At 34.2% G+C, this 12,895-nt stretch carries 10 protein-coding genes and 2 other annotated features; all 10 genes read right to left on the bottom strand.

Annotated features, from left to right (window positions below; all coding sequences use genetic code 11):
• Positions 1-11 precede the first annotated feature (11 nt).
• The 10 genes from THYS13_RS04560 to THYS13_RS04605 all read right to left on the bottom strand — a co-directional run bounded on the left by THYS13_RS04560 (position 12) and on the right by THYS13_RS04605 (position 12,614).
• Positions 12-2,387: an endonuclease MutS2 gene (locus THYS13_RS04560; protein WP_042833353.1), complete on the bottom strand. Its 2,376-nt coding sequence runs from the start codon at positions 2,385-2,387 to the stop codon at positions 12-14.
• Positions 2,387-4,738: a DUF3656 domain-containing protein gene (locus tag THYS13_RS04565; RefSeq protein WP_042833955.1), complete on the bottom strand. Its 2,352-nt coding sequence runs from the start codon at positions 4,736-4,738 to the stop codon at positions 2,387-2,389. The genes THYS13_RS04560 and THYS13_RS04565 overlap by 1 nt, the downstream gene beginning before the upstream one ends.
• Positions 4,739-4,757: 19 nt before the next feature.
• Positions 4,758-5,132 carry a cell division protein ZapA gene (gene zapA / locus THYS13_RS04570; RefSeq protein ID WP_042833354.1) on the bottom strand — a complete coding sequence of 125 codons (375 nt, stop codon included), beginning with the start codon at positions 5,130-5,132 and terminating at the stop codon, positions 4,758-4,760.
• A 105-nt stretch (positions 5,133-5,237) separates the two neighbouring features.
• The gene (pheT, locus tag THYS13_RS04575) at positions 5,238-7,622 is read right to left on the bottom strand and encodes a phenylalanine--tRNA ligase subunit beta (protein ID WP_042833355.1); all 2,385 of its coding nucleotides are present in this window, start codon (positions 7,620-7,622) and stop codon (positions 5,238-5,240) included.
• 12 nt (positions 7,623-7,634) lie between these two features.
• Positions 7,635-8,654, bottom strand: a complete 1,020-nt coding sequence (gene pheS, locus THYS13_RS04580; RefSeq protein WP_042833356.1) for a phenylalanine--tRNA ligase subunit alpha — start codon at positions 8,652-8,654, stop codon at positions 7,635-7,637.
• Between the two features lie 52 nt (positions 8,655-8,706).
• Positions 8,707-8,922, bottom strand: a binding site (T-box leader).
• Between the two features lie 26 nt (positions 8,923-8,948).
• On the bottom strand, positions 8,949-9,713 hold the full coding sequence (locus THYS13_RS04585; RefSeq protein ID WP_042833357.1) for an RNA methyltransferase: 765 nt from the start codon (positions 9,711-9,713) through the stop codon (positions 8,949-8,951).
• A gap of 48 nt (positions 9,714-9,761) precedes the next feature.
• Positions 9,762-10,121: a 50S ribosomal protein L20 gene (gene rplT / locus THYS13_RS04590; RefSeq protein ID WP_003871005.1), complete on the bottom strand. Its 360-nt coding sequence runs from the start codon at positions 10,119-10,121 to the stop codon at positions 9,762-9,764.
• Positions 10,122-10,141: 20 nt separating this feature from the next.
• The gene (gene rpmI / locus THYS13_RS04595) at positions 10,142-10,339 is read right to left on the bottom strand and encodes a 50S ribosomal protein L35 (RefSeq protein ID WP_042833358.1); all 198 of its coding nucleotides are present in this window, start codon (positions 10,337-10,339) and stop codon (positions 10,142-10,144) included.
• Between the two features lie 27 nt (positions 10,340-10,366).
• Positions 10,367-10,876 (bottom strand): translation initiation factor IF-3, encoded by a 510-nt coding sequence (gene infC, locus THYS13_RS04600; protein ID WP_042805240.1) that lies wholly within the window; start codon positions 10,874-10,876, stop codon positions 10,367-10,369.
• 22 nt (positions 10,877-10,898) lie between these two features.
• Positions 10,899-11,013, bottom strand: a sequence feature (ribosomal protein L20 leader region).
• A 287-nt stretch (positions 11,014-11,300) separates the two neighbouring features.
• A complete protein-coding gene (locus THYS13_RS04605; RefSeq protein WP_042833359.1) occupies positions 11,301-12,614 on the bottom strand; it encodes a transposase in 1,314 nt (437 codons plus the stop codon).
• Positions 12,615-12,895 lie beyond the last annotated feature (281 nt).

Below are 12,895 nucleotides of genomic sequence, written 5' to 3' on the forward strand. Positions count from 1 at the left end.
TTTACCATCCCCTATTTGTCAGCTAATTCTACTATAGTAACACCGTCTCCTCCTTCACCGTATTTACCTAATCTAAAAGATTTAACATGTTTATTGCTTCTTAAAAATTGTGATATCCCCGTCCTTAACACCCCTGTACCACGTCCGTGAATAATTGTTACCTCCTTAAGTCCAGCTAAATAAGCATCGTCTATGTATTTTTCCACCTCTAACAAAGCATCGTCAAGGTTTTTACCTCTTACATCTATGGAAGTGCTTATAGATTGAGACTTTTCGTGTACAAATTTGCTGTAGCCTTTTTTTACATCCTCCTCTTCTTTCTCCTCCACTACCCTTAAATTACTTATATGGACTGTCATCTTTAAAATTCCTGCCTGTACTTCTACATTTCCCGATTTGTCAGGAAGAGAAAGTACAATCCCGTTTTGGTCTAAAGGCACTATATAGACTGTCTGTCCCTTTTTTAAATTATCAGGGATTCTGCTGTGGTGAGCCTCTTTAGGCTTTAAAACTTCTTCTTCTAATTCTTCTAAATTTTTCTTTAATTCTTCTCTTACCTCTTGTATGATCCTGTCTTTATTTTGTGTGCTTTCTTCTGCTTCTTTTATCTTTTTAATTGTTTCCTCGGCGGCAAATTTCGCCTCTTGTATTATTTTTCTCGCCTTTTCTTTCGCCTCTTTTAATATTTTATCTCTTTCACTTTGCAATTTCTTCTTTTCTTTTTCTAATTCCTCTTTTAAAATTTCTACATCTTTCTTTAAAAAAGCTATTTCTTGATTTGCCCTTTCCAATTCTCTTCTTTTACTTTCGACGTCTGCAATTATGTCTTCAAATTTTAAAGCTTCTCCTGAAATATACTTTCTCGCATTTTCTATTATTTGCTGAGGAAGTCCTAATCTTTTAGATATTTCAAAGGCATTGCTTTTGCCAGGAAGGCCTATTATAAGCTTATAGGTAGGCTTTAAAGTTTCAACATCAAATTCCACACTGGCATTTTCTACTCCCGGAGTTTTTAAGGCATACTGCTTTAGCTCACTATAATGGGTAGTAGCTATTGTCTTCGCACCAATCTTATGCAAGGTATCGAGAATACTCATAGCTAAAGCAGCGCCTTCTATAGGGTCTGTACCTGCTCCTAATTCATCTAACAAAACAAAGCAATTTTTGTTTACTTTTTGGAGTATACTTACGATATTCGTCATATGGGAAGAAAAAGTACTTAAGCTTTGTTCAATACTCTGCTCATCTCCTATATCCACAAAAACTTCCTCAAATATTGAAATCTGTGACCTTTCTTCCGCAGGAATATTAAGTCCCGCCATTGCCATTAAAGTTAAAAGTCCCACTGTTTTTAAAGTCACAGTTTTCCCACCGGTATTAGGACCAGTAATGACTAAAGTATTAAATTGGTCTCCTATATATATATCTATAGGGACAACTACTTCCTGATTTATGAGAGGATGTCTTGCCTTTTTTAAATTAATATATCCCATTGTGTTTAGCTCTGGCCTTACAGTTTTTAGCTTTAAAGAATATTTAGCCTTAGCAAATATAAAATCTAATTCTGAAACTATTTCAATGTCATTAAATAAAACCTGTGCATACTTTTTGACCTCTTGAGAAAGCTCAAAAAGTATTCTCTGTATCTCCTGCTTCTCTTTCAATTCCACTTGTCTCAATTCGTTGTTTAAGTCAACCACTTGCATAGGTTCAATAAAAAGAGTAGCACCACTGGAGGAGTGGTCGTGGACGATACCTTTAAAAGTGCTGCGATATTCTTGTTTTACAGGTACAACGTATCTTCCCTGTCTTACAGTTATAATAGGCTCTTGCAATTCTTTTTGACGTGTAGAAATTATTGAATTCAATGTCGTCCTTATTTTTTCATTTATGCTTAATTTCTGCCTTCTTAAAGCTTTAAGCATTGGAGAAGCATCATCTGCTATTTCATCTTCTGAAATTATTATATTTTCAATCATTTTTTCCAAATCTTTTATCGGTAAAACTTTTTTATCGTATTCTTTTAACCTTACAAATCTATCATTTTCTTGAAGATTTTTGAAATAACCTTTTATTTTGCTTACTAAGTTAAGAAATCTCTTAATCTTTAAAAGCTCTTGGTTATAAAGCACGGAATCTATTTGTGCTTTTTTTATATAATCCCTTATGTCCTCAAAAGCAAAAGAAATACCTCCATAGGAGGAAATAAAGCTAATTGCCTCATTCAGTAAATCTAATTCCCTCTCTATTTCCTCTAAGTCTTTTTTTATGACAATATCTGAAACTTTTTGTTTGCCTAAATCCGAATCACAATAGCCAACAATAAACTCCACTATCCTGTCAAATTCAAGACTTTTTATTGCTCTACTATTAATTCCTCTCACCATCACAAAACTCCCCTGTAAAAATGTCCTTTTGTATATTCCCCTTCTAAAATTTCAATTTCATTCCCTTTTAAAGCTTCAATATACATTTTTAAAACTTTCTCTATTTCTTTATTTTCTTCTATTGTGTCATGTATCCTCAAAAAAGAAAGTCCAGCTTGTTTAAGCTCCTTTATACTTAACATTAAAAGCACGTCTGCATTTAAAATCTGCATCCTGCAAAAACCATTGCTTTTAAGAGGCATTAACTTTCCTTTTCTGTCTTTTAGAAAATAATAACCTTTTTCACACCTTTCTCTGTCACAGCCTACTAAATTTCTTATTGGACAATATTCCATTGTCATAAGAGGCAGTCTGCCGTATATTAAAGCTTCAAATTTTACATCACTTCTTTTGGCAATATCTTTAATCTGCTCCAGCGTAAGTTCATAAGATAAAGTCACAGCGTAAGGTTTAAAGTAATCTACAGCTAAATTATTAAAAATATTCAAAGGATAATCTATAAAAATCTCAAAGTCATAATTTTTTGCAATATGATAAAGCCCTAAATTTGAAACCAAAATTTTGTTTATCCCCATAACTTGTAAAAATTCTAATTGAGGCTTTATTCTTTTTATCTCTTCCCTCAATATAGAAGGGAAAGCAGGTATAACCGTTGTCTTTGAATCTTTTGTCAGTTCTAAACCTTTTTTAAAAAGTTTTATATCAAGCTTGTAATTGAAATAGACGTATTCTATACCCAATTGGCTGGCCATCTTCAAATGTTCAAGTTTATCAGTATAAAAAGTTAAACTTACTTCTTCCTTTTTCTCCTTGAAAGAAGGCAGATTAAAAAAGGTATGTTTTTCTTCTCTTTTATAATAGTCTAACTTTCTCTTTTCTAACATTTCTATTGCTTTTCTTCGCGCTTCTTTTATTCCCTTTACAGACATGTAAAGGCCTTTTTCAACTACTACTTCTATTTCTTCTCCGTAGAAGGCTGTGTCATTTATTTGAGTAAGTTTATCCTTCAAAAAATCTTCCTCAATAGAAACTTTTTCCGATGTCTGGCTTATTTCATCACTATAAACTTCTACTGTATGAATTCCTTCTTGTATCTTTATATACAAAGGTTTGTCCTTTTTTAACTCCGCATAAATTTTTATAGGAATCTTTCTGGAAGGTAAGTTTTTCAACTTGTCATTTAACAATACATCATAAGTTTTATTTAATATTTCACTTTCTTTTACATAAAACTTAAGGGGTAGTTCTATTATGTCTCCTTCAGAGGCTCTATCTTCCTTCTTCCCATTTTTAAATATTATTTCAACTTTTTGTCCTTTTTCTCCTTTTTCATCAGAAATTCCATCACCTTTTGCAATATCCCTTAAAAGCCTCAGTTTTGAAGTTTTTGAAGTTACACTTATCACTTCTGCAGCAGCAACTCCCGTGTTTTTAGGGGAAATATAACTCATTTTGGAGGGTTTAACTCCAAAAAGATAGCCAGTAGAAAATCCTCTATTAAAAATTCGAGACATCTCTTCTATAACTTTACCTGAATCAAAAGCTTTGCTCTCATAAAAACTGTCAATAGCTTCTCTGTAGGCTTTTACCACAGAAGCGACGTACTCGGCACTTTTCATCCTACCTTCTATTTTAAAAGAGGTGATTCCAGCCTCAATGAGTTTTGGTATATGTTCTATAGTACATAAATCTATCATACTCAAAAGGTGTAAATCCTTTTCTAAAACTTTTCCATCTTTATCTACAAGAGAATACTTTAAGCGGCAGGGTTGTGCACATCTTCCCCTGTTTCCGCTTCTTCCTCCTAGTATACTACTCATAAAGCACTGCCCGGAATAGCTGACGCAAAGAGCTCCATGAACAAAAACTTCTATTTCAATGTTAGAATTTTGAACTATATCCTTTATTTCTTTTAACGTAAGCTCTCTTGATAAAATAACCCGGGAAACTCCCTTTTTAGCTAATTCCTGTACTCCTTCCAAATTATGAACTGTCATTTGTGTACTGGCATGAACTTTTAAATCAGGATAATTTTCTCGTAAAAACTTTAATACTCCCATATCCTGCACTATAATTGCATCAACACCTGAAGAATACAAAAAATCTAAATAGTTCACCAGTTTTTCAAATTCTTCATTGGCTACAAGGGTATTTACAGTAACATATACCTTGACATCTCTTAAATGGCAGAATTCCAAAGCTGCTTTTAAATTATCATAGTCAAAATTGGTTGCATAAGCTCTTGCACCAAAATTTTTTCCTCCTAAATACACTGCATCGCATCCTGCATTAACTGCACTCGTTAAAGCCTCATAATCTCCTGCTGGAGCTAATAATTCAACTTTTTTCATCCAATCACCTTTACTTACTTTACTTTTCTTTATCAAAAGTTTCTATAAACTGTCGAAACTCTTCCTCTGTCTCTAAAAGCTGTTGTTTAGTTTTAGTAAGCTCCTCCTCCAATTTTCGTATATAGCGATTTTTTTCTTCTAATTCTGCTTTTAAAGAAAGCAATTCCTTTTTAATAGCATTATTTTCTTCTCTTGCAATAAAAAGTTCATCTGCAATATTTAAAGACGACAAAAGCAGTAGTTGCATTTGTGATAACTTTTCGTAGTTTTGTAGCAATTCTTTAATTACATTGTCTACATAATTGGCAAGTTTTATTACATGTTCTTCAGGATAATCAGATTTTAAAATATATTCATTCCCATTGATAATCACGGTAACTTTATTTAACTCCACAAAAACATCCCCTTATTCTTTTGTTATTTTATTTACTTCTACATTAAAGGGCAATTTCCTTCTTAATTAAGATAAAAGATAAAAAAGGCTGTAAAATTGCCTTTTTTATCTTAATTTGGCTCCTAATTTTTTGTCAAGAGCCTCTACAATGTTGTTGTGAATTACATTTACCTCTTCATCTGTCAAAGTCCTCTCATAAGACCTATACCAGATAGAGAAAGCAACGCTTTTTTTGCCCTCAGGGATGTTAGGACCTTTATAGACGTCAAACAGTTCGACTTTATCTACAAGTTTACCTCCTGCTTCAAGTATAACTTTTTCTACATCTTTTACAAAAATATCTCCATCTACTAAAACTGCTATATCCCTTTCTACAGCTGGATACTTAGGAAGAGGCATGTACCTCTTTTCTACATTAGCATATTGTATTACTTTATCTAAGTTTATTTCTCCACCGTAGACTCTAACAGGTATGTCGTAATTTTCTAAAACATCAGGGTGTATCTCTCCAAATATACCTACTGTTTCGTCACCTAGGAGAATTTTTGCAGACCTTCCTGGATGATAGGAAGGATCTTCTGCCCTTACATATTCTACTTCTTTTATACTCATTACTTCAAAAAGTGCTTCTATTACTCCTTTTAATGAGTAAAAATCCACATCTTTCCCGTACATTCCTATTGCAATAGTCTTTATTTCCTGTGGTAATTCTTTTAAGGGTAATTCTTTTGGCATAAAGACTTTAGATATTTCAAAAACTTTGAAATCTTGTACTTTTCTACTATAGTTAGTATAAGCTACATTCAATATAAAAGGGAGTAGAGTAGTTCTCATAAGGCTTTGGTCTTCTCCCAAAGGATTTATAATTTTAACTGCTTTTCTAAGAGGGCTATCTAAAGGTACGTTTATTTTGTCTAAATCCTTGTGTCCCATAAAAGACATAGTGACAATTTCATTTAATCCACAAGCCAATAGAACTTTTCTTGCTTTTTCTTCTAGTCGTTGCTCTTTGGTCAACGCTCCTAATGTAGTTTGAGCATTTTTCATTAAACTATCTTCAATATTGTTATAGCCAAAGAGTCTTGCTATTTCTTCTGCAATGTCTGCCTCCATTGTCACATCTCTGCGAAAATGCGGAACTGTTATCTCAAGGTCATTGCCTTTTTGCACAACTTTAAACTCTAAAGACTCCAATATCTCAATCATTTGAGATGTCGAAAGCTCTGTGCCTAAAAATCTGTTAATGCTGTGAGGATTTACAGTTAAAACTGTTTTTTCAATTGGCTTTGGATACTCATCCACAAGCCCTTTTAAAACTGTACCGCCACAGTATTTTTCCATAAGCTGTGCTGCTCTTTCACAAGCTAAAACTGTAATCTCTGGGTCTAAACCTTTTTCAAACCTTGAAGAAGCTTCACTTCTTAACCCCAATTTCTTAGAAGTATGCCTTATATTGCTTCCTTTAAAATTAGCACTTTCTATTAAAATATTTACAGTAGTGTAAGTTATCTCCGTATTTTCTCCTCCCATTACACCTGCCAAACCTATAGCTTTCTTCTCATCAGCAATAACCAAAATTGAGCTGTCTAACGTTCTCTCTTTTCCATCCAATGTAACTAATTTTTCTCCTTCTCTTGCCCTTCTCACTATTATGTGCTTGCTTTCAACTTTATCCAAGTCAAAAGCGTGTAAAGGCTGCCCTAATTCTAACATCACATAGTTTGTAACATCCACCACGTTATTTATAGGTCTTATTCCAGCTTTCAAAAGACGCATCTGCATCCACATAGGAGAAGGACCTATCTTCACATTCTTAACGACCCTTGCTACATATCTAAAGCATAAATCCGTAGCCTCAATAGTCACTTTTGCAGGATTTTGTTCTTCGCTTTCATTAACTTCTACCACCGGCATTTTAAATTTTTTCTTAAAAGTCGCAGCTGTCTCTCTCGCTATTCCTACCATTGACAAACAATCAGGTCTGTTGGGCGTTATCTCAAATTCCAATACATCGTCTTTTAACTGAAGAGCTTCGTTTATATCCATTCCTAATGGGAAAGGTGGTAATATAAAAATTCCGTTTCTTTGATATTCTGGCAGCAAGCTTTCATCAAGTCCTAGCTCTTTGACAGAACACATCATGCCATTTGATTCTATTCCTCTTAATTTGCCTCTTTTTATCTTAACTCCTCCAGGGAGAGTTGCGCCATGAAGTGCTACTGGTATGTAGTCCCCTACTTTAATATTTTGTGCTCCGGTTACAATTTGTAGTTTTTCAGTACCTACATCTACAATACCAACCAACAATTTATCAGCATTAGGGTGTTTTTCTAATGAAATAATTTTCCCTACCACCACATTTGAAATTTCTCTCCCATAACTTGTTATAGTCTCTACCTTTGACCCTGACATAGTAAGGCCTTCAGCAATAGTTTTCGCATCTTCATCTATGTCAACAAACTCTTTCAACCACGAAAGTGACACTAACATACGACCACCCCTTTAAAACTGTTGTATAAACCTTAAATCATTTTCAAAAAGAAGCCTCAAATCTTCTATTCCGTATTTCAGCATTGTAATCCTATCTATTCCCAATCCAAAAGCAAATCCACTGTATTTTTCAGGGTCAATTCCAGACATCTTTAAAACATTAGGATGTACCATGCCTGCACCTAAAATTTCAATCCAACCAGTATAACCGCAAACTCTACAACCTTTTCCACCACAAGCAAAGCAACTCACGTCCATTTCTGCACTGGGTTCTGTAAAGGGAAAATAATGAGGTCTAAATTTGGTTTGAGTGTCTTCCCCAAAAAATTTCTTCGCAAATATATTTAAAACTCCTTTTAAATCTCCCATTGTTATTCCTTCATCTACTACAAGCCCTTCCATCTGATGAAACACTGGGGAGTGAGTTGCATCTATCTCATCAGATCTATAAACCCTTCCAGGAGATATAACCCTTATTGGAGGCTTATTTTTCTCCATAGTCCTTACTTGTACCGGGGATGTTTGAGTCCTCAAAAGTATATCAGAAGTCACATAAAAGGTATCCTGTAAGTCTCTAGCTGGATGGTCCTCTGGAGTATTTAATGCCTCAAAGTTGTAATAAGTAAACTCTATTTCTGGCCCTTCTGCAATAGAAAAGCCTAATCCTAAAAATATCTTTTTAATTTCATCCAATACTAGTGTCATGGGATGTTTGTGGCCATACTCATAAGGTTTACCTGGCATAGTTATGTCTATGTACTCACTTTTTATCCTCTTTTCTTTTTCTAATTGGGCAATTTTATTTTTTGTTTCTGTGAGTAAACCCTCAATTTTCTCTCTAATTTCATTGGCAATTTGACCAATTACAGGTCTTTTTTCAGGCTTTAAGTTTCCCATTCCCCTTAAAATTTGCGTCAATTCACCTTTTTTACCTAAGTATTTAACTCTTAAGTTTTCAATTTGCTGTAAACTATCAACTGAAAGAATTTCTTTTTGTGCATCTTCATAAAGCTTGCGCAACAATTCTTCCATCTGTAAACCAACTCCTCTTTTGGTTTATTAGTTAAAATAAAAAATCCTCCGTCAATAGGACGAAGAATCCGCGGTACCACCTAAATTAGCATTTTATAAAAAATGCTCACTCATTTAGATAACGGTATTACCGGCAATGCCTACTATTAGTTCAGCACGCTGCTCCGGAGGGAACTTTCCATTATCTACCTAACGATAACACTCTCAGTCTATGGTGTTATCTCCCTGTGATTTTCGATAATGTACTTTACTCCTTCATAGCATTTTGCAATATTTTTTTAAGATTATAACATCTTAATTATTTTTTATCAACCTCTGTCTTTGAGATTCGTATAAAAATATACTAGCAGCGATTGAAACATTTAAAGACTCTGCCTCCCCTGTCATAGGTATTTTCACAAAGTCATCTACCAAGTCTACAACACTGACACCTATCGCTTCATTTCCCAAAACAAAAGCTACTTTATCCGAAATATTGCATTCATGAACTAATTTTTGGGCTTTTAAGTAAGTTGCAAAAACTTTTATTCCCCTTTGCTTAAGTTTTAACAAAATTTGTGAAGTAGTAGCTATGACAGGAATGTGAAAAATAGAACCCATAGAGGCTCTCAAAACCTTTGGATTAAAAACATCCACACAATTGTTTATAGTAAAAATTGCACTAACTCCAAATGCATCAGCTGTACGTATTATAGTACCTAAATTTCCTGGGTCTTGAATATTGTCTGCTATAACATATACACCCTTTTCTTTTATATAAGTATTTTCTTCATATTTTGGTATTTTTATAATCGCCATGATCATTTGTGGAGTTACTGTATCACTTATTTTCTTAAAGATTCTTTCAGTAGTATGTACAATTTCAAAATCCCCTTTGGGAATATCTATTTTAACCCCTTCCCCCATAACTATGTACTCTATTTCAAAGTCACTTTTTAAAGCCTCCAATACATTTGTAGTACCCTCTACAAAAAACATCCCTTCTTTATATCGGCCCTTTTTGTCTTTTAGCTTTTTGATTTTTTTTATGAGGTCATTGTTTTCACTCGTAATTAACATTGTCCACCACTCTTTTAAAGTTAAAGCAAAAGGCCATGCAAACTGGCCTTATGCGTTTAACTGCTGCTTAGCTATATTTACTAATTCTGCAAAAGCTTTTTCATCATTTATTGCCATTTCCGAAAGCATCTTCCTGTTAATTTCTATTCCAGCTTTTTTAAGCCCATTTATAAACCTGCTGTAGGAAATTCCGTGGGCTCTTGCAGCAGCATTTATTCTTGTTATCCAGAGCTTTCTAAAATCTCTTTTCCTTAATTTTCTGCCAATATAAGCGTACATTAAAGATTTCATTACTGCTTGATTGGCAACTCTAAAAAGCTTGCTCTTAGCTCCAAAATAACCTTTTGCAAGCTTTAATATTTTCTTGCGTCTTCTCCTTGTCACTTTCCCAAATTTTACTCTAGCCATTTTAAAAACCTCCTAATCTATTATGAATAAGGTAATAAGCGTTTGATATTTTTAGCATCCGTACCTACCAAATAAGTAGCTTTTCTCAATCTTCTTTTTCTTTTTGCATTTTTATGTGTCAAAAGGTGACTTTTATAAGCTCTCGACCTTTTAACTTTTCCTGACTTTAACACTTTAAACCTTTTTGCTGCTCCTCTATGTGTTTTCATTTTAGGCATAAATATATATCCTCCTTCTACATTTTGCTAATTTTTTGGTGTTAATACCATCATTAAATTTCGCCCCTCCATATTAGGAGCTTTTTCTATAACACCATACTCACTGAGCTCATTTGCAAACCTTTTTAAAAGGTCTTCTGCCAGCGAAGTGTGGGCTGCTTCCCTTCCTCTAAACCTTATAGTAACTTTTACTTTATTACCTTCTTTTAAAAACTTAATAGCACTTTTTAACTTTACACCAAAGTCATGGTCTTCAATAGTCGGGGACATTCTTATTTCTTTTACATTTATAACCTTTTGCTTTTTCTTTGCCTCTTTTTCTCTTTTACTAAGTTCATACCTATACTTACCAAAATCCATCAATTTGCACACGGGTGGATTGGCTTGAGGGGCAATCTTAACCAAATCAAGATGTCGCTCTTGAGCAATTTTATAAGCTTCCTTTGCCGACATTATGCCTATCTGCTTACCGTCTTGGTCAATCAGCCTTACCTCTTTGTCTCTTATTTCCTCATTGACCTGCAGCTCTTTGTTAATAAATACGCACCTCCTAAAAATTATGAAAAAATAAAAGCGGGCAAACTTACCCGCTCCTTTACTTTATAATAAATCCTTTTGAAGAAACCTTTGCACCTTAAGTGAAAGGTGAGAAGCGGGCGCTTCTACTTAATCGCTTTTTTAGTTTATCATTATTTTATTTTTTTGTCAATATTTATTTTTATGATGTTTTTTGCTTTGTAGCTTTTTTTATAATTTTTTATCAAGAACAACCTCAGTATTCCTTTTGTACTTAGGTAAAACTAATAAATGACTCCTTCTAAATACACTTTCTTCCTAATATTTACATTTAATTAGCTAAAAAAGGGCGCACTTCACCCACTTCAGCTTTAAACAAATTTTTAAATCTGTCTAAACCCTCCATTACCTCAGATAAAACTTCTCTGTTATTATGTGGATAACTTTATGCACTTTTAACCAGGCTTCTCATTTTATCGGCTTGTTTCTCTTTTATCCTGCCTACCGCCATGGCCAGCATCACACATAACGCTATACCAACTCTTGTCTTCATTTTCTTCTTACCCCGTATATAATGCCTTTCAAAACCAAAGGATCCGTCTATTCTACTGTTAACCCTTTCAACTGCTATTCGTGTGGTATAATATCTCTTCCATTTGTAACTTGCTCGGTCAATTGGCGTAAATATCCTTCGGTCTTCTTTTATATCTATCCTTATCCCCTGTTTTACTTTGCATTTCTCCATATATTTACATTCTATCCCATATTCTTTGGCTGGACAAAGCTTCTTTAATGTCCCGTGCTCTTTCCTGTCTTTCTCGAATCCTCCCACACACATCTCTCGCTTTATACCTGTTTCCATGCATACACAATATACGTTGCCTTTATAGTTATATACCACATTTTCATAATCCTCTAACTGACGTGTTTCCTCTCCGTCTTTCCACATGTTACGAAGATCAATCACGGGCTTTATTTCGTACTCATCCCATAACTTCTCATAAAGCTTTGTATCGTCATATCCTCTGTCTGCTGTCAGTATCTCACATCTCTCTATTAGTTCTGCGTGCCTTTCATTAAGTTTATCTATTATTTTGTGGGCCTGCTTTATCTCTGATACCGAAGCTTTGGTTACCTCAAAGGCAACTGGCAGCTCATAATCTGCATCTACTATGAGATGCAAACGATAGCCAAACCATTTTACTACTTTTGACCATGCTGTCCCATCTTCCCAAACACCTTTATACTTTTTTATTCCCCAGTCTGCATCTAAATCCCGTCGCCCATCTTCTCTCTTAGTTTTGTTTTCTCTTTTGGCAAATGATGAAATCGCTTTACCATCAATAGCTAGGTTCTTACCAAAGCCCGGCAGTAGTTCTTCTAATTCGTCTACTAATTTATTAAATATTTCATTTATCATTTCTTCTTTCTCGAATAGTTTCCTCAAAAATCTTGTGTATACATATGCTCCTGGAACTTTCCCATTGCGAAAACCACACATGAAACGCAACTGTCCATTCCTTAATAGCTCCCGCCTTAAACTCTCTATAGATGTATGCTCAAAAACTACCCCTGCCAAAATGGAATTCCACATGGCTCTTACAGGATAATCATCCCGGCCTTTTCCCCTTTCTTTTTCTAAAACCCGCATTAGTTCTTCGTCCGGCATATATTCAAGTACTAAACGTAATCTTTCTAAATCCCCTAAATTTTCAATTTCACTCCACACAAAAAACGTTTGTTGTGGTATAATAGCCATAGGTGAAAACTCCTTTCTTAAGTGTTTTTGTGTTTTTCTTTAATATTATTGTACACTAATGAAATGGAGTTTTCACCTAATTTTATGCCTTTTTATGCCTATGGGGTGATTTTTTTAGTTTGCCTTTATCCACAGGCTACAAATATTCATTTCACCGTATAATTTTAGGAGAAAGTTGTTTTTGCCTACCTCTTAACCCATTGTTGTTACTTCGGTTTCAAACATAGCAATTAGCTTTTATGATTGTGTTATTATTCTGTGATATTGTCATATTAAAAGTA

This window comes from Thermoanaerobacter sp. YS13 (genome assembly GCF_000806225.2).
Taxonomy (GTDB): Bacteria; Bacillota; Thermoanaerobacteria; order Thermoanaerobacterales; family Thermoanaerobacteraceae; genus Thermoanaerobacter; species Thermoanaerobacter uzonensis.

What these genes read in the sequence shown, in the direction of transcription:
- THYS13_RS04560 (WP_042833353.1), bottom strand. Translation starts at nt 2,387, where the DNA reads ATGGTGAGAGGAATTAATAGTAGAGCAATAAAAAGTCTTGAATTTGAC.
- THYS13_RS04565 (WP_042833955.1), bottom strand. Translation starts at nt 4,738, where the DNA reads ATGAAAAAAGTTGAATTATTAGCTCCAGCAGGAGATTATGAGGCTTTA.
- pheT (WP_042833355.1), bottom strand. Translation starts at nt 7,622, where the DNA reads ATGTTAGTGTCACTTTCGTGGTTGAAAGAGTTTGTTGACATAGATGAA.
- pheS (WP_042833356.1), bottom strand. Translation starts at nt 8,654, where the DNA reads ATGGAAGAATTGTTGCGCAAGCTTTATGAAGATGCACAAAAAGAAATT.
- THYS13_RS04585 (WP_042833357.1), bottom strand. Translation starts at nt 9,713, where the DNA reads ATGTTAATTACGAGTGAAAACAATGACCTCATAAAAAAAATCAAAAAG.
- rplT (WP_003871005.1), bottom strand. Translation starts at nt 10,121, where the DNA reads ATGGCTAGAGTAAAATTTGGGAAAGTGACAAGGAGAAGACGCAAGAAA.
- rpmI (WP_042833358.1), bottom strand. Translation starts at nt 10,339, where the DNA reads ATGCCTAAAATGAAAACACATAGAGGAGCAGCAAAAAGGTTTAAAGTG.
- THYS13_RS04605 (WP_042833359.1), bottom strand. Translation starts at nt 12,614, where the DNA reads ATGGCTATTATACCACAACAAACGTTTTTTGTGTGGAGTGAAATTGAA.